The organism is Prauserella sediminis (genome assembly GCF_014195435.1).
GTDB lineage: Bacteria > Actinomycetota > Actinomycetes > Mycobacteriales > Pseudonocardiaceae > Prauserella > Prauserella salsuginis.
On the sequence record NZ_JACIBS010000001.1, the window covers coordinates 3113543 to 3129509 of the forward strand.

The 15967-nt window shown below is 69.2% G+C and carries 15 protein-coding genes; 9 read left to right on the plus strand and 6 right to left on the minus strand.

The genetic code is table 11. From position 1 onward, the window contains the following. Positions 1–315 precede the first annotated feature (315 nt). Entirely contained in the window at positions 316–570 is a 255-nt protein-coding gene (locus tag FB384_RS14155; RefSeq protein ID WP_183655860.1) for a WhiB family transcriptional regulator, read from the minus strand. A 287-nt stretch (positions 571–857) separates the two neighbouring features. Beyond that, entirely contained in the window at positions 858–2000 is a 1143-nt protein-coding gene (locus tag FB384_RS14160) for a diacylglycerol/lipid kinase family protein (protein ID WP_183783368.1), read from the minus strand. Positions 2001–2225: 225 nt separating this feature from the next. Here FB384_RS14160 and FB384_RS14165 point away from each other — a divergent pair, with 225 nt between their 5' ends. Continuing rightward, entirely contained in the window at positions 2226–2696 is a 471-nt protein-coding gene (locus tag FB384_RS14165; RefSeq protein ID WP_183783370.1) for a hypothetical protein, read from the plus strand. Positions 2697–2743: 47 nt separating this feature from the next. Here FB384_RS14165 and FB384_RS14170 read toward each other — a convergent pair whose 3' ends face one another. After that, a complete protein-coding gene (locus FB384_RS14170) occupies positions 2744–3220 on the minus strand; it encodes a GNAT family N-acetyltransferase (RefSeq protein ID WP_183783372.1) in 477 nt (158 codons plus the stop codon). A 55-nt stretch (positions 3221–3275) separates the two neighbouring features. Next, complete coding sequence (locus tag FB384_RS14175) at positions 3276–3866, minus strand: histidine phosphatase family protein (RefSeq protein ID WP_183783374.1); 591 nt, start codon at positions 3864–3866, stop codon at positions 3276–3278. A gap of 60 nt (positions 3867–3926) precedes the next feature. Between FB384_RS14175 and FB384_RS14180 the strand changes: the two genes are divergently transcribed. Both FB384_RS14180 and FB384_RS14185 read left to right on the plus strand, forming a co-directional pair. Further along, positions 3927–4430 (plus strand): hotdog fold domain-containing protein, encoded by a 504-nt coding sequence (locus FB384_RS14180; protein ID WP_183783376.1) that lies wholly within the window; start codon positions 3927–3929, stop codon positions 4428–4430. 368 nt (positions 4431–4798) lie between these two features. Continuing rightward, positions 4799–6418 (plus strand): GMC oxidoreductase, encoded by a 1620-nt coding sequence (locus FB384_RS14185; RefSeq protein WP_183783378.1) that lies wholly within the window; start codon positions 4799–4801, stop codon positions 6416–6418. 135 nt (positions 6419–6553) lie between these two features. Here the strand turns inward: FB384_RS14185 and FB384_RS14190 are convergent, their stop codons facing one another. Further along, on the minus strand, positions 6554–7159 hold the full coding sequence (locus FB384_RS14190) for a dTDP-4-dehydrorhamnose 3,5-epimerase family protein (protein WP_183783380.1): 606 nt from the start codon (positions 7157–7159) through the stop codon (positions 6554–6556). A gap of 587 nt (positions 7160–7746) precedes the next feature. Here FB384_RS14190 and FB384_RS14195 point away from each other — a divergent pair. After that, positions 7747–8913: an NAD(P)-dependent malic enzyme gene (locus FB384_RS14195; RefSeq protein ID WP_183783382.1), complete on the plus strand. Its 1167-nt coding sequence runs from the start codon at positions 7747–7749 to the stop codon at positions 8911–8913. A gap of 90 nt (positions 8914–9003) precedes the next feature. Here FB384_RS14195 and FB384_RS14200 read toward each other — a convergent pair whose 3' ends face one another. After that, on the minus strand, positions 9004–10431 hold the full coding sequence (locus FB384_RS14200; RefSeq protein ID WP_183783384.1) for a bis-aminopropyl spermidine synthase family protein: 1428 nt from the start codon (positions 10429–10431) through the stop codon (positions 9004–9006). Positions 10432–10609: 178 nt separating this feature from the next. Here FB384_RS14200 and FB384_RS14205 point away from each other — a divergent pair, with 178 nt between their 5' ends. From FB384_RS14205 to FB384_RS14225, 5 genes are all read left to right on the plus strand, one after another. Further along, entirely contained in the window at positions 10610–11749 is a 1140-nt protein-coding gene (locus FB384_RS14205; protein WP_183783386.1) for an ABC transporter ATP-binding protein, read from the plus strand. A 7-nt stretch (positions 11750–11756) separates the two neighbouring features. After that, on the plus strand, positions 11757–12452 hold the full coding sequence (locus FB384_RS14210) for an ABC transporter permease (RefSeq protein ID WP_183783388.1): 696 nt from the start codon (positions 11757–11759) through the stop codon (positions 12450–12452). Next, complete coding sequence (locus FB384_RS14215) at positions 12449–13135, plus strand: ABC transporter permease (RefSeq protein WP_183783390.1); 687 nt, start codon at positions 12449–12451, stop codon at positions 13133–13135. The genes FB384_RS14210 and FB384_RS14215 overlap by 4 nt, the downstream gene beginning before the upstream one ends. Beyond that, the gene (locus FB384_RS14220; protein ID WP_183783392.1) at positions 13132–14052 is read left to right on the plus strand and encodes an ABC transporter substrate-binding protein; all 921 of its coding nucleotides are present in this window, start codon (positions 13132–13134) and stop codon (positions 14050–14052) included. The genes FB384_RS14215 and FB384_RS14220 overlap by 4 nt, the downstream gene beginning before the upstream one ends. A 361-nt stretch (positions 14053–14413) precedes the next feature. After that, a complete protein-coding gene (locus FB384_RS14225) occupies positions 14414–15901 on the plus strand; it encodes a S8 family peptidase (protein ID WP_183785544.1) in 1488 nt (495 codons plus the stop codon). The last annotated feature ends 66 nt before the right edge of the window (positions 15902–15967 follow it).

The window sequence follows — 15967 nt, forward strand, 5'->3', positions numbered from 1 at the left end:
ATCGGATTCCGCGAAAGCGTCCGGATTTCTGCCGCCGGGCGTTTCCGGCGTGAGTCCGTAGCCGGTGAGCAGGCACGACATCGGCGGCAGGGAACTGCTGGAACGGCGCGAGAACGCGCTCGACGACGCCGCCGGAAACCGCGCACATTCGCGGTAACCGGGCAGCCGAATGCATTCGCCCGACCTGCCCCGGACACGCTTGAGGGCCGGCACCCGAATAGGGATGCCGGCCCTCAAACCTTTTGCCACGGCCCCAGTAAAAGTATTTACGTCAATCCGGGCAAAAGGCAGGTCGTATTGCCTGCGACGGTCTGCTCAGGCGTTGCTGTGCTGACCGACCTGTGCGCGGCGACGCTTGAGCGCACGACGCTCGTCCTCGTCCATGCCGCCCCACACACCGGCGTCCTGGCCGCTGGCCAGGGCCCAGGCGAGGCAGTCGGAAGCGACAGTGCAGCGGTGGCATACTGCCTTCGCGGCGGCTACTTGCGAGAGAGCGGGGCCACTCGTCCCCACGGGGAAGAAGAGTTCCGGGTCCTCGTCTCGGCAGGCCGCGCGGTTGCGCCAGTCCATTCTTGAGCTCCTTCTCAAGACGCGGGGGTGCCGCGCCAACGTCGTCTTGGCGGTCGTTTTCGGGGTGCTTGTGAATGCTTTCACGAGTCCCGGGCTTCGACAAGTGTTTTCGGCGGATCGGTGAGTCAGGTCACGGCCGCAAAACGCCGATCTGACCTGCGGCTTTGCGTTTCAGCAACGCCGCCCGTCGACCGAACTTTGCGGCGAGTGGAGCCTCAGCGTCGATAAGCGGCAACCGGGGTTTGCCGGAGGTGATCAGCTGGTTGCTGTTCACCGGCTGCGACCAGTCATACCGCGACGGTGAGCGCCCGTGGGACGCTCCGGAACTCCACCCTGGTGCGCGTTCCGACCAGGTCTCCGTCGACCTGAAAGTTTACGGGTTTTTCGGCTTTCACGCAGACGGATGACACGTCGTCATGGCGAATCAGCCGTCGACCTCGGTGTTTGCCCTGGTGCAAGGCCTGCCTGAGGTAGCGCAGCACCGTCGCCATACCCATCCCGCGCAATGCGAAGAGCCCCAGTCCGGTGTCGAACGAGCTGGTCGGGTTCAGGTGCACCGGGCGCGAACCGAGGTAGCTCCACGGGTCGGTGTTGGAGACGAACACGGTCCGCACGTCCGCCGGATCCTCACCGGGCAGCTCGAGGCTCATCGCGGGCCTGCCGTGCGGCGGCTTCAGATAGGCGGAGACGGCCGTACGGGTGTACAGCGCGGGGCTCGTGCGCTTGCCGCGCTTGGCGTCCACGCCTGCGACGACGTCCGCGTCCCAGCCCAGGCCCGCGTTGAACGTGAACCAGCGCGCTCCGCTCGCGACGGCGCCCGTGGTGTCCTCCGCGCGTGCGGTGCCTCCGCTGTCGGCGATGCCGAGCCCGACTCGCCGGGTGGAGCCGGTGTCCACGGCGTGCAACAGCCGGTGGGTCGCCTCGACGGGGTCGCGGGGCAGGCCGAGCGCGCGGGCGAAGACGTTCGCGGAACCGCCGGGGACCACACCCAGCATCGGCGCGGGCACCGGCGACGTCCAACCGGGGCCGGCCGGTGACTCCGGCCGAACGATGTGCCCCAAGTCTCTGTGCCCCACGTCTCCGCGCGCCGTGTCCCTGTGCGCCGTGTCGTCGTGCGCAGTGTCCCTGTGCGCTGAGGGGTCGCGGGCATCGCGCAGGCCTCCGGAGGCGTAGCGCGCAGCGCGCCCTGCACCGTCCATGAGGCCGTTGACGACCTCGTTGACCGTGCCGTCCCCGCCGTGCGCGACGACGAGGCCGACGTCCCCGAGTTCGCCGCGCGCGGCCGCACGGGCGACCGTCATCGCGTGACCACGGTGCTCGGTCTCGACCACCTCGAGCTTCACCTGACTGGCGAGGGCGTGCGCCAGAACGTCACGTCCTCCCGGTGAGGTGGCGGTGGCCTGCGGATTCACGACGAGAACTGCGCGCACTCGTCCAGCGTAGGTGAATCGTCAGCCCGTTCTCCTCGCCTGCTGCCTCCTGCATGGTCGGCGAACGTGTCGACTTCCGCCGTGACGAGTGCACCCCGGACGACCGCCGGCTCATCGACGACACCTCGAATCCTTGTCCCGATGGTGGGCACCGGAAAACGGCCGTCCGGGTGGCATACCATCGAAACCGTTCACGCACGGTCACATCCGAGGGAAGGCCCGCTCGTGGCGCTCGCCGACAAGATCTCGCCCGCGCCCCGCGAAGTCCGGTACGCGGGGCTGCTGACGGCATTGCCGGGCATCGCACTGATCGCGATCGGAATCATGCTCGCGGTCACCGGCAGGAGCCCCGACCTGGCCGCCGAGGTGAGCTACTACGTCGTGCTCGGGGTCGCCGTGCTGGCCTGTGCGACGGGGCTGCTGCTGGGCAAGACCTGGGCGCGGTCGCCGTCCCTCGTCGTCGCGATGATCCTCGTGGGTGTCGGCTGGTACGCGGCAGGCCCGTCGGACCAGTCGGCGTTCGGGGTGCCGATCATGATCGCCGGTGTCGCCGTGATCGTGCTGCTGTTCCGCAGGGACTCGCGCGCGTGGGTGCTCGGCCAGCGGCCCGACGAGACGGAGGATGAGGCGGCCCGGCGCGGCGGCGTGTCCGGACGGGCTGCCGAACGTGAACGCGACGAACCCGGTGACAGCTGAGGCGCTCCCAACTCACGAGCTGCGCCGGACGTGAGGTCGGCGGGAGGTCAGCTCGCTTCGTCGGCGAGTTTCCGCAGCGGGGCGTCGGTGAGGCGGTAGACCGTCCACTCGTCCATGGCCACGGCCTCCAGCGATTCGTAGAACACCCTCGCCGGGTTCCAGTTCAGCACCCACCATTCGAGGCGCGCGTACCCGCGCTCGACGCATTCGGCGGCCAGCGCGGCGAGCAGCGCCTTGCCGAGGCCCGAACCGCGGTGCTCGGGACGGACGAACAGGTCCTCCAGATAGATCCCGTGCACGCCGCGCCAGGTGGAGAAGTTGAGGAACCACAGCGCGAAGCCCACGACCTCCCCGTCAGCCTCGGCGACATGGCCGTAGAGGGCGGGCTTGTCCGCGAACAGCGCGATGTGCAGCTGCTCGGAGGTCAGGTGGCACTCGTCGGGAGCCTTCTCGTACTCGGCGAGCGCGTGGACCAGGTCGACGACGGCGTCGACGTCGTCGGTGCGGATTCGGCGGATCGTCATGACCTCGAGCTTCGCACCGCGGGTGTGAGGTGCGGGGCCGCGGGTCGGTGCCGGTTCAGGTGGGTGGGACGTTGAGGTGGCGGATCTGCGGCGCGCCTCGGTCGTAGCCGAGCGCGGAGATGCTCGCCGGGTCGACGCGGAAGCCCTCCCCGAGCGCGGCGTCGAGGCCGAGCCAGCGGGCGATCAATACCCGGCTGAAATGGCCGTGGCCGATGAGCACGACGTCGCCGTCGGTCAGCGTCTTACGGGCGCGCTCGAGTACGCGGTCGGCGCGGGCAGCGACCTGAGCGGGGGTTTCGCCGTTCGGTGCGCCGTCGGTCCACAGTGTCCAATCGGGAACGTTGCGGTGGATCTGCTCGGTCGTGATGCCTTCGTACTCGCCGTAGTCCCACTCGGCGAGCTCGTCGCAGGTCTCGTCGACGTCGATGCCGGCCAGTCGGGCCGTGTCCTGTGCGCGTACCCGCGGACTGCACAGTACGAGAGCGGGGGCCGTGCCGCCGTGCAGGACGGCGTAGGTGCGGCCCGCGGCGTGCGCCTGGCGCTCGCCGACGCCGGTCAACGGGACGTCGGTGTGGCTGGTGTGCTTGCCCGTGGCGGACCATTCGGTCTGGCCGTGCCGGAGGAGCAGGATCGAGTGTTCGGACACGGGGGAACCGTATCCCGGCACCGTGCTCACCGGCCGGTTACTGGCGGGTAATATGCGGGTATGACCTCTCAGGATGTGGCGAGCCCGGCGATCAACCCGACCTATGCGATGTGGCGGAAGCTGTCCGGCTCGGCGATCGGCAAGGGTGTGTTCTCCGCGGCGCTGTGCCTGCGTGTGCCGTACTTCGGTTCGGTGCTGCCGCGGGTACGGGACATGCGGCCGGGGCGCTGCGAGGTGGCGGCACCGAAGTGGTGGGGCGTGCACAACCACCTCGGGACCTTCCACGCCATCGCAGCCTGCAATCTCGCCGAGATCGCGATGGGCATGCTCGCGGAGGCGACGGTCCCGGCCACGCACCGGTGGATTCCGAAGGGGATGTCGGTGTCGTACGTCGCGAAGGCGGGGACGTCGCTGACGGCCGTCGCCGAACTGCCGGAGCTGCCACAGCTTCCCGAGAGCGGCGACGAGGGCGTCGAGGTGCTCGTGCCGGTCGCCGTTCGGGACCGGTCCGGCCGGACGGTCGTTACCGCCGACATCACCATCTGGGTGACCGCGAGGAAGTGACCCGGGCGGCGGCCGGGTGTGATGCCCGGACCGTTCCGTTCCTGGTGTCCTCGGGTCTCGACGTCCTCGGGTCTCGGTGTCCTTGGGTCTCGGCGTCGTCGGGTTTCGGTGTGCCCGGGCGTCGGTGCGGTCGGGCCTCGGCGTGTTCGGACTTCAGCGTGTTCGGGACCCGGCGTGTTCGGACTTCGGTGTGCTCGGGTTTCGGCGTGCCCCGGTTCCGAGGTGTTCCGGCTTCGAGGTTCGTGTCGGTATCGGTGAGGCCGCGCGCGCTCGTTGTTAAGTCAACCGAGTGAACTTCCGTGTCAATGTGAAGTGTCTTCGCGTTTTTGCTTGTCTACTCGCGGGTAGGCGGTTCAGCATTCCGATCCATGACACAGTTGTCCCGCCGGAAGTTCCTCGGGTACGCGGCTCTGAGCTCGGCCGCCGCCTACGGCCTCACCACCATTTCCACTCGGCCCGCCCACGCGGCCGACGGCCGTGACGGCCTGCCGGACTTCTCCCCGGCCGTCGTGATCGGCACGGGCTACGGCGCTGCGGCGACGGCGCTGCGGCTCGGCGAGGCCGGCATTCCGACGGTCATGCTCGAGATGGGGCAGCTGTGGGACACGCCGACCGCGGACGGTTCGGTCTTCTCGCCGATGCTCTCGCCCGACAAACGGTCCATGTGGCTCAAGGAACGCAGCGAGATGCCGCTCGCGTCGTTCCTGTGGATCGACATCAACACGAACATCGAGCGCTACGCCGGTGTGCTCGACCGCGTGCACTACGGGGACATGTCCGTCTACCTCGGCCGTGGAGTCGGCGGCGGGTCCCTGGTCAACGGCGCCATGGCCGTGACGCCGCGGCGGTCGTACTTCGAGGAGATCCTTCCCGACGTCGACGCCGACGAGATGTACGGCACCTATTTCCCGCGCGCCAACGCGGCACTCGGCGTCAACGAGATCGACCGGGACTGGTTCGAGGACTGCGACTCGTATCGGTACGCGCGGCTGTCGCGGAAACACGCCGAGAAGGCCGGCTACCGCACGGCGTTCGTGCCGAGCGTCTACGACTTCGACTACATGCGTCGCGAAGAGGCGGGGGAGGTGCCGCGATCCGCGCTCGACTCCGAGGTCATCTTCGGTAACAACCACGGCAAGCGCTCGCTCGACAAGACCTACCTCGCCGCAGCCCTGGGCACCGGCAACGTCACGATCAAGACGTTGCAGGAGGTGCGTGACATCCGCCGCAGCGCCGACGGTACGTATCGGCTCACGGTGCGCGAACTCGACGAGACGGGCGGCACCGTCGCGCGGCGGGAGATGGGCGCGAGGCATCTGTTCCTGGGTGCGGGCAGCATCGGGTCCACCGAACTGCTCCTGCGCGCCAGGGACACCGGCACGCTGCCCGGTCTCGGCGAGGAGATCGGGCAGGGCTGGGGCCCGAACGGCAACGTCATGCTCGGGCGCGCCAACCACGCGTGGGACCTCACGGGGACGCTGCAGTCCGGGATGCCCGCGCTGGGAATCGACGCCTGGGACGACCCCGACAACCCGGTGTTCGCCGAGATCGCACCCATGCCGGCGGGTGTCGAGCTGTGGGTCAGCCTGTACCTGGCGATCACGAAGAACCCCGCGCGCGGCCATTTCACCTACGATGCGGCGTCCGACTCGGCGAAGCTGCACTGGACCGCCGAGCAGGGGCAGGCATCGATCGACGCGGCCAAGGTGCACTTCGACCGGATCAACGGGGTCAACAACACGGTGTACCGCCACGACCTGTTCGGCGACACGCGGGCGTTCGAGAACCGGTTCACCTACCACCCGCTCGGCGGTGCGGTCCTCGGCGAGGCGACCGACCTGTACGGGCGCGTCAAGGGCTACGACAACCTGTACGTCATCGACGGCGCCCTGGTTCCCGGCAGCACCGGCGTGAACCCGTTCGTGACCATCACCGCCCTGGCGGAGCGCAACGTCGACCGGATCCTGGCCGAGGACATCCGCAGCTGACCGCAGTCACGACCGTGGTGGCGGTGGCGTGCCCAAAGAGAACAATTGGGGCTCCCGTCCGCGGGCCCGGCCACCGCCCCTCATCGGCACGCTGGTGCGTGGCTGCGTTCGATGCCCCAACGGTGCCCTTGGGCGTCACGCGTTCGCGCGTAGCTCCGCGTAGCGGGCGAGGCAGTCCTCGTACCGGGGCAGCAGGCCGGAGTCGCGGGCCTCCGCGAGCGAAGGGGCGGCGCGGTCCTTGTCGGAGAGGAGGTACTCGACGTCGCCGGGCCAGGGCAGGCCGAGGTCAGGGTCGAGGGGATCGATGCCGTGCTCGGCGGGCGGGTTGTACGACGTGGAGCACAGGTACGACATGATCGTGTCGTCCTCGAGCGCGATGAAGCCGTGCCCCAGGCCCTCCGCGAGGTAGACGCCGCGGAAGGTCCGGCTGTCGAGCGTCACCGTGTCCCATGCGCCGAACGTGGGAGAACCCGTGCGCAGGTCCACGACGACATCCAGCAGGGAACCCTTCGGGCAGTAGACGTACTTGCCCTGGCCAGGTGGGACGTCGGCGAAGTGGATGCCGCGGATCGTGCCACGCCGGGACACGCTGTGATTGGTCTGCGCCACGGTCATCGGATGCCCGACGGCTTCGAGGAACGTCGGCTCCTGGAACGGGGCGGTGAACAGGCCGCGCTGGTCACCGAAGACCGGCGGGGTGAACTCCACGGCGTGCGGGACGGCCAGCGTGCGGGCTTCCATGCCGGGATCCTATGCAGCCCCGCGGAGCGGGTCCGGTCGGGTGGCGGTGGGTGACGGGTGGGCATATGCAGCGGCGCGGAGCGGGTCCGGTTGGGCGGTGGTGGGCTGACGGGCGGCCTTATGCGGCCCTGAGGAGCGGGTCCGGTCGGGCGGGAGTGGGCGACGGGTGGCCCCATTCGGGACCGCGAAGCCCCTCCTGGCTGGAGGGACGAGCGCAGTCGCGGGCAATCGTGTCGTCGGTGGTGGTCGGCGGGTGAGGGCCGGCCGCAGGCGCCGGGTCTCGGCGGTCGGGCAGCGGATGGGCGGTTCGACGGCTACCCAAGTCGGACGTCCGTCTTGCTATCGGTGACGTGACCTGCGCAAATGGGTCGATATCTGTGATCCGGGCCGCACCGGCACGGCCGATCGCCGCAGAAGATGTCACACTGGACGAACCGCCGCGTCCGCGGCTACGCCTGAACCAAGGGCCTTATGACGGACACCTTGCCGGCAGTACGGTGCTACCGCGCCGAGTCGCCGGGACCAAGGAGCCCACGAGCCAGCGGAGTGTCCGCTGGCAGTTCCCTTTTTCAGCCCTGGAGATAGACGTGTCCCAAGCTCAGGTGAGTGACGACGACATCTTCGGCGGACACGAGGGCGGCAAGCTCTCGGTGTCGGCCACCCGGCCCATCACGCAAGCACGTGACCTGTCCATCGCCTACACCCCCGGGGTAGCGAAGGTCAGCCGCGCCATCGAGCAGGAGCCCGCGCTCGCGAAGCGCTACACGTGGGCGGACCGGCTCGTGGCAGTGGTCAGCGACGGCACGGCGGTACTCGGACTCGGTGACATCGGCGCGAGCGCTTCGCTGCCGGTCATGGAGGGCAAGTCGGTTCTGTTCAAGACGTTCGCCGGGCTGGACTCGATCCCGCTCGTGCTGGACACCAGCGACGTCGATGAGATCGTCGAAACGCTGGTGCGGCTGCGCCCTTCGTTCGGCGCGGTGAACCTGGAGGACGTGTCGGCGCCCCGGTGCTTCGAGCTCGAGGACAAGCTCAAGGAGGCGCTGGACTGCCCGGTCATGCACGACGACCAGCACGGCACGGCCATCGTGGTGCTCGCCGCGCTGCGTGGTGCGAACCTGGTGGCCGGCCGTGACATCGCCGACCAACGGGTCGTGATCTCCGGCGCGGGTGCCGCGGGTGTGGCGTGCGCGAGGATCCTGCAGGCCGCAGGTGTCGGTGACGTGACGATGCTCGATTCGCGAGGGATCATCCACGCGGGCCGGGACAACCTCAACGCGATCAAGGACGAACTCGCCGAGACGACCAACAAGGCGGGCCTGCGCGGCGGGATCGACGAGGCCATGGCCGGCGCGGACGTGTTCATCGGCCTGTCGAGCGCGACGATCGACGAGAACCTGCTCGCGACGATGGCGCCGGAACCGATCGTGTTTGCACTGTCCAACCCGGACCCGGAGGTGCATCCGGACGTCGCGGCGAAGTACGCGTCCGTGGTGGCCACCGGTCGCAGCGACTTCCCGAACCAGATCAACAACGTGCTGGCGTTCCCCGGGGTGTTCCGCGGGGCGCTCGACGCCGGTGCGCGGGCGATCACGGAGAACATGAAGCTCGCGGCGGCGGAGGCCATCGTGTCGGTGGCGGCCGATGAGCTCTCGGCCGACCGCATCGTGCCGAGCCCCCTCGACCCGAGGGTCGCCGAGGAGGTCGCCACCGCGGTCGCCAAGGCCGCGGAAGCCGACGGCGTCGTCGGCTGACCTCCGGCCGGTCACGCTCTCAGCACTGCGAGGGCCCCGTGGTCAGGCGTTCCCGGCCGACCACGGGGCCCTCGCAGTTCGTCGGAAGAGTCAGTCGCCCAGCTCGTTGCGGACCTCGGCGACGCGGTGCCGCGGCAGGTCGATGAGCCGGTCGTCGGAGACGTCGTCGGGGGCGTCCGGCCAGATGTTGCCCAGCCGGCCGTGCGCCCGGGTGAGCAGGGCCCGTGCCGCCGCGTCGGTGTGACCGGTGGCGCTGGCCGGCGGTTCGGCGACGACCACCGCGTGCGTGTTGTCGGGCGTGCTGCGCAGCAGACGGAGGCGGTACTTCGGGCCGATCAGGTCGGTGAGCCCGCGCTGTGATGCCGCGTCGACGAGGTCGGGATGCGAGTTCGGCAGCAGCACCGCCACCCGGTCGGCGTTCACGGCCAACAGCGTGCGCAGCAGCCACGGCCCTGGATCGGCACCGAGGTCCACGGCCACGGCCGTGCCGGGCTTCGTCGTGACCGGTTTCGTCCAGTCGGCGCCGCGCTCTTCGACGTCGAGTCCGTTGTGCCCCGCGATACTCCGCAGCGCGGTCAGCAATTCGGCCGTGGTCTCGCCCGCCTCGAGCGACTGTGCCCCGCGCGTGTAGATGGTCTGCTTGCTGGTCTTCCTGCCGCCTTTGCGCGCCTTCGTGGTGGGCTGGCACACGTACAGGTCGGCCGCGCTGCCGATCGCCTGCGCTCCGCTGTAGCGGTGGAAACCGGGCACGATCGACTCGAACGCGAGGCCCAGACCGACGAGCGCTCGCTGCGTGCGGTGGCCGAGTGCCGGATGCCGAGGGCTGTAGCCGTAGGCGAGCACCAGGCGTCCCGCAGGCGGATCGGCGAGGCATTCGAGCCCCCTGGTGGCGAACAGCCCCATGCCCTCCGGGGTGTACGGCGGGTCGCTGAACACGATGTCGGCCTTGCCCATCACCGACAGCGGCAGGCCGAACCGCAGGTCGGCGTGGACGGTGCGGATCGTCCGGGAGCTCTGCCGGTCGACGTAGTCGAGGATGCGATCGTCGACGTCGATGACCGTCAGGTCGGCCTCGGGGCGCAGCGCACGCACCGCCAGGGAGGTCAGGTCGTGATCGCCGAGGAACGTCAGTCGGGTGGTGCGCAGGTCGTAGTGCTCGTCGAGCCAGCGCGCGCGGCGCACCACGGTGTCGGCGGTCGCCTGCACGTGGTCGAGCGCTGGCAGCGGCGGCGGCACGTGCGCGATGTGGCGCGCGACTTCCGCCTCGAGGCCGTCGGTGGTGTGCGGACTGCCCGCCTGCTCCCGGTGGTCGTCGACGACGTCGGGACGCAGCCGTACGCGGTCGCCGTCCCGTTCGAGGTCGTCACCCAGGGCCTGGAGCAGTTCCTCGACCGTGCGCCGGGGAGCGGCCAGTTCGCGCACGAGGTCGTCGAACTGCCAGCTGCGCTCGGCCAGTAACGCGATGGCATGTCGCAGTGACTTCGCGTCCACGCCGAACACCTGACGCACCGAATTCATGGCGCCTACCCTAGAGGCCCTGAGCAGCGGAGCGGACGCCCGGCCGACCTCGAAGGCGCGATTCTGTCGGCCTCCTCGGTTACTGTCGTGCAGACCTGTCACCCGGGTCACAGATCCGGTTCAGAGCGTCACGGGTACGGCTGGCAGGTCCCGGTGCCGAGGGAGCAGGGAGGCGACCATGACGATCGAGTTCCGCGGCGTCACCAAGCGGTACGGGGGTGGGGCGGCAGCGGTGGACGAGCTGTCGCTGACCGTGCCGGACGGCAGCATGACGGTGTTCGTCGGTCCCTCCGGATGCGGCAAGACGACGTCGCTGCGCATGGTGAACCGGATGGTCGAGCCCACCGACGGCGACGTGCTGTTGGACGGGCGCAACGTGCGTGACATCGATCCGGCCGAGTTGCGGCGCGGAATCGGCTACGTCATCCAGCACGCGGGTCTGTTTCCACATCGGACCGTGCTGGGCAACATCGCGACCGTGCCGATGCTGTCCGGGTGGAGCAGGAGGTCGGCGCGCCGCCGGGCCGGTGAGCTGCTCGACACCGTCGGCCTGCCCGCCGAGCTGGGTTCGCGATATCCGGCCCAGCTGTCCGGGGGTCAGCAGCAGCGGGTGGGGGTCGCGCGCGCTCTCGCGGCGGATCCACCGGTGCTGCTCATGGACGAACCGTTCTCGGCCGTGGACCCGGTCGTGCGGGAGGGGTTGCAGGACGAGCTGCTCGACCTGCAACGGCGGCTCGGTAAGACGATCGTGTTCGTCACGCACGACATCGACGAGGCGGTCAGGCTCGGAGACCGGGTCGCCGTCCTGCGGGTGGGCGGCAGGTTGGCGCAGTACGGCACGCCCGCCGACGTGCTGCGCCATCCGGTCGACGACTTCGTCGCGGAGTTCGTCGGCAAGGACCGTGGCTACCGGGGGCTGTCGTTCCTGTCGGCGGGTGCTCTCGAGGTCGGCGAGGTCGTCACCGTGGAGATCGGTTCGGTGCCCGGAGAGTCCGGCGAATGGCGGCTCGCGATCGACGACGAGCGCAGGCCGCGCGGCTGGCTCGCACCCGGCTCCACAGTGGACGGATCACTGGCGGAGGCGGATCTCGTCGCGGGCGGCTCGCTGTACCGGCGGGGCACGTCCCTGCGCGGTGCGCTCGATGCCGCGTTGTCCTCGCCCGCGAGCCTCGGCGTCGTGGTGGACGACGACGGCGCGGCCGTCGGGGTCGTCACTGCGCGCCACGTGCTCGACGTGATCGAGCGGCACCCTGCCAGTGCGACCGCGACAAGCCGCACCGCCAGTGCGACCGCGACAAGCCGCACCGCGAGAGCGTGACCGCGACATGAGTCTCATCGACGAGCTCGGCACCTACCTCGGCAGCGCGAACACCCGCGCCCAGCTGTGGGCTGCGCTGGCCGAGCACGGCTACCTGGCCCTGCTGCCGATCCTGTTCGGTGTCGTGCTGGCCGTCGGTGCGGGGTGGCTGGGGCAGACGTGGCCTCAGGTACGCGGAACGCTCGCCGTCGTGGCGAACCTCGTCTACACGATCCCGTCGCTGGCGTTGTTCGTCGTCATCCCCGGCGTCATCGGCACGACGATCCTCGACAGCATCAACGTCGTCGTCGCGCTGTCCCTGTACACGGCTGCATTGCTGGTACGCCCGATGCTCGACGCCATCGCCGCTGTGCCGCAGGCCGTGACGGCGTCCGCCACAGCCATGGGATACCGCCCCGCACGCCGGTACTTCGGTGTCGAACTCCCGCTCGCCGTGCCGGTACTCGCCGCGGGGGTCAGGGTCGCGGCGGTCAGCAACATCAGCCTGGTCAGCGTCGGTGCGCTCATCGGGGTGGGCGGGCTCGGCAGGCTGTTCACCGACGGCTTCCAGCGCGAGTACTACGCGCCGATCGTGGTCGGTGTCGTACTGACCCTCCTGCTCGCACTCGTGGTGGATCTGTTGCTGGTGTTGCTGCGCCGGGTGCTCACCCCGTGGCAGCGTCCGGCTCCCACGAGGCGGGCTGACGAGGAGGTCGCAGCATGATCGCCGAGACTGTCGCGTGGTTCGGCGACGCCGCGAACTGGAGCGGCCCCGGGGGCGTGCCGGCCCGCGTGCTCGAACACGTGGGCTATGTCGCCCTGGCACTGGCCATCGCGCTGGTCATCGCCGTTCCCTTCGGACTGCTGGTGGGGCACACCGGCAGAGGTGCCGTGCTGCTGGTCGGGGCCGGCAACATCGTGCGTGCGTTGCCGACGCTCGGTGTGGTCACGCTGTTCTTCCTGTTGTTGGCCGAGAGCACGCCTGCGGCGGTCGTGGGACTGGTCGTGTTGGCGGTGCCACCCGTCATGGCAGGCACGTACGCGGGCGTGCAGTCGGTCGATGCCCACGTCGTCGATGCGGCGAGTGGGGTCGGTATGCGCGGGATGCAACGACTGTGGCAGGTCGAGGTGCCCATCGCACTGCCCATGGTGCTCGGCGGGGTGCGCAACGCGGTGCTGCAGCTCGTGGCGACGGCCGCAGTCGCGGCGTACGTCGGGCTGGGCGGCCTAGGCCGTTATCTCATGGACGGACTGGCCATTCTCGACTATGCCGAGGTCGTGGCCGGTGCGGTGCTCACCGCGGCACTCGCGGTGGTGCTGGATCTGCTGCTGGCGGGGTTGCAGCGGATCGTGGTGCCGCGCGGCGTGCGGTTGGCCGAACTCACGAGGTCGAAGGGGCCCGCATGATCGGTGCGTCGAGCCACGGGGTCATCGGTCGATGGCGACGGATCATCGCCGTGTGCGCGGTACTGGTGTTGGCCACCGCCTGCGGCAACCCGTTGCGCGGAGGGGCCGAGGGAGGCGACGACGGGCGCATCGTCATCGGCGCCTCCGACGTCGGGGAGAGCCTGCTGCTCGCGGAGATCTACGCCGGTGCATTGCGCGGCGCGGGGGCCGATGACGTCACGGTGCGGCCGCCGGTCGGTGGTCGTGAGGTGCTGGTCCAGGCATTGCAGGACCGCTCGCTGACACTCGCACCCGACTACAGCGGCAATCTACTCCGGTACTTCGACCAGGACACGTCCGCGACGACGTCGGACGAGGTCTACCGGGAGCTGCCCCGTGCGCTGCCGGAGGGGCTGGAGGTGCTGGACCAGTCCCCGGCAGAGAACACCGACATGCTCGTCGTGCGGGAGGAGCTGGCAGCACAGGGCGTGCGCACGATCTCGGATCTTGCTCCGCGCTGCGACCGGCTCGTGTTCGGCGGGCCGGGCCAGTGGGGCGAGCGCTGGCGTCGGGAGATCCGTGAGCTGTACGGCTGTGAGTTCAAGGAGATCCGCACGACGGACACGGGCGGGCCGGTGACGGTGGAGGCGCTGCGGTCCGGCGAAGTGCAGGTGGCGAACATGTTCAGCACGTCGGCCTCCGTGTATGCCAACGGGTTCGTGCCGTTGGAGGACGATCGCGACATGTTCCCCGCGCAGAACATCGTGCCGTTCGCCGTCGAAGGATCGCTGTCCGAACGCGAACGCGATGCGCTCGACCGTGTATCGGCAGCCCTCACGACCGAGAAACTGACGGAGTTGAACGTCGAGTTCTCGGAGCGGAAACGCAATCCGGCCGACATCGCCGACGAGTTCCTGGCGCAGGCCCGGAATCGGTGATTCCACTCCCGTCGCACGGCGGCAGGGGTGCGACCTTGGTAGCAGACCTTCGTCGGGGGCTGAACGATGGTTCTTGCCGCGGCGGTGCAACGCGAATTGCACCTGCTGGTCACGGTTTGAACGCATTTTCCCGGAACGTATGGACCATTGCGCCGCCGTGATTGCGTCGAACGGAGTAGGAATACTACTTTCGTCGCCATTCTGGGAAACTTTTCCTTGATGTGATCTCGCCGCTTTCTCGCTTACTGTTCGGCGCATTCCGGACAAAGTTCGAACGGAAGGGAAAAGCGTGCGTACCGACAAGCGAAGGATCGGCACGGCCGTCGGGGTGGGCACAGCCGCCGCGGCCCTCGTGCTGGGCATGGCGGGCACCGCGGGCGCCGTACCGCAGGAAGGCACCATCATCGGTGCCAATGCGGACACGGCGGTCGCCGGCAAGTACATCGTCAAACTGAAGGACGGCGTGACGACCACGGCCGCCGACCTGGGTGGCAAGGTCGAGCACAGGTTCTCGAGCGCGCTGAACGGCTACTCGGCCGAGATGTCCGAGGCGAAGGCCAAGAGCATCGCGGCGGACCCTGCCGTCGACTACGTCGAGCAGGTGCAGACCATGCACATCACCGCGGACCAGGCGAACCCGCCGTCGTGGGGGCTGGACCGAATCGACCAGCATGAGCTGCCGCTCGACGACAACTACTCCTCGCCGAACGACGGTGACGGTGTCACGGCCTACATCATCGACACCGGCATTCTGACCTCGCACGAGGACTTCGGCGGCCGGGCCACACACGGTGTGGACACCGTCGACAATGACGACGACGCGACCGACTGCAACGGCCACGGCACGCACGTCGCCGGCACCGTCGGCGGCACCGACTACGGCGTCGCCAAGAACGTCGATCTGGTCGGCGTCCGGGTGCTGAACTGCCAGGGCAGCGGCACCAACGCGGGCGTCATCGCCGGCATCGACTGGGTCACCGAGAACGCCTCGGGTCCGTCGGTCGCCAACATGAGCCTCGGCGGCGGTGCCTCCGACGCGATCGACGAGGCCGTGCAGAACTCCATCGCCTCCGGCGTGACCTACGGTCTGGCCGCGGGCAACGACTACGGTGCCGACGCGTGCAACTCCTCGCCGGCCCGTACTCCGGAGGGCATCACGGTCGGCTCCACGACCAACACCGACGCCCGTTCGAGCTTCTCGAACATCGGCTCCTGCGTGGACATCTTCGCCCCGGGCAGTGACATCACCTCCGCGTGGATCGACAGCGACACCTCGGAGAACACGATCTCCGGCACGTCGATGGCGACCCCGCACGTCGCTGGTGCGGCCGCGGTGTACCTGTCGGCGAACCCGGACGCCACTCCGCAGCAGGTCGGTGACGCGCTGGTTGCGGGCGGTTCCGAGGGTGTCGTGTCCGACCCGGGCACGGACTCGCCGAACGTGCTGCTGAACGTGGTGGGCGACGGCTCGACGCCGCCGGACGAGCCGGACCCGGAGCCGGGTGACTGCGAGGCCGTGACCAACAACGACACGACCGACATCCCGGACGCCGGCTCGGTGACCAGCACGGTCACGGTCTCCGGCTGTGAGGCCGCCTCGGCCGACGCCACGGTCGACGTCGACATCACTCACTCCTACCGCGGTGACATCGCGCTGGACCTGGTTGCCCCGGACGGTTCGGACTACAACCTGAAGACGTCGGGGTACGACTCCCGCGACGACATCAACGAGACCTACACGGTCGACCTGTCGGGTGCTTCCGAGCCGAACGGCGAGTGGACGCTGAAGGTGACCGACGCCTACTCGTGGGACACCGGTTCGCTCAACAGCTGGACCCTCACCCTGTAAGTCCGGCGTGACGCACGCCCGCCCGGGTTTACACCCCCCCGACCGGGCGGTCACGTGAAAACCCCC

Bases quoted from the DNA above. Each gene is read 5' to 3' on its own strand.
- FB384_RS14190 (WP_183783380.1), bottom strand. From the start codon at position 7,159: ATGGAAGCCCGCACGCTGGCCGTCCCGCACGCCGTGGAGTTCACCCCG.
- FB384_RS14210 (WP_183783388.1), top strand. From the start codon at position 11,757: ATGAGTCTCATCGACGAGCTCGGCACCTACCTCGGCAGCGCGAACACC.
- FB384_RS14220 (WP_183783392.1), top strand. From the start codon at position 13,132: ATGATCGGTGCGTCGAGCCACGGGGTCATCGGTCGATGGCGACGGATC.
- FB384_RS14205 (WP_183783386.1), top strand. From the start codon at position 10,610: ATGACGATCGAGTTCCGCGGCGTCACCAAGCGGTACGGGGGTGGGGCG.
- FB384_RS14225 (WP_183785544.1), top strand. From the start codon at position 14,414: ATGGCGGGCACCGCGGGCGCCGTACCGCAGGAAGGCACCATCATCGGT.
- FB384_RS14185 (WP_183783378.1), top strand. From the start codon at position 4,799: ATGACACAGTTGTCCCGCCGGAAGTTCCTCGGGTACGCGGCTCTGAGC.
- FB384_RS14215 (WP_183783390.1), top strand. From the start codon at position 12,449: ATGATCGCCGAGACTGTCGCGTGGTTCGGCGACGCCGCGAACTGGAGC.
- FB384_RS14180 (WP_183783376.1), top strand. From the start codon at position 3,927: ATGACCTCTCAGGATGTGGCGAGCCCGGCGATCAACCCGACCTATGCG.
- FB384_RS14155 (WP_183655860.1), bottom strand. From the start codon at position 570: ATGGACTGGCGCAACCGCGCGGCCTGCCGAGACGAGGACCCGGAACTC.
- FB384_RS14170 (WP_183783372.1), bottom strand. From the start codon at position 3,220: ATGACGATCCGCCGAATCCGCACCGACGACGTCGACGCCGTCGTCGAC.
- FB384_RS14200 (WP_183783384.1), bottom strand. From the start codon at position 10,431: ATGAATTCGGTGCGTCAGGTGTTCGGCGTGGACGCGAAGTCACTGCGA.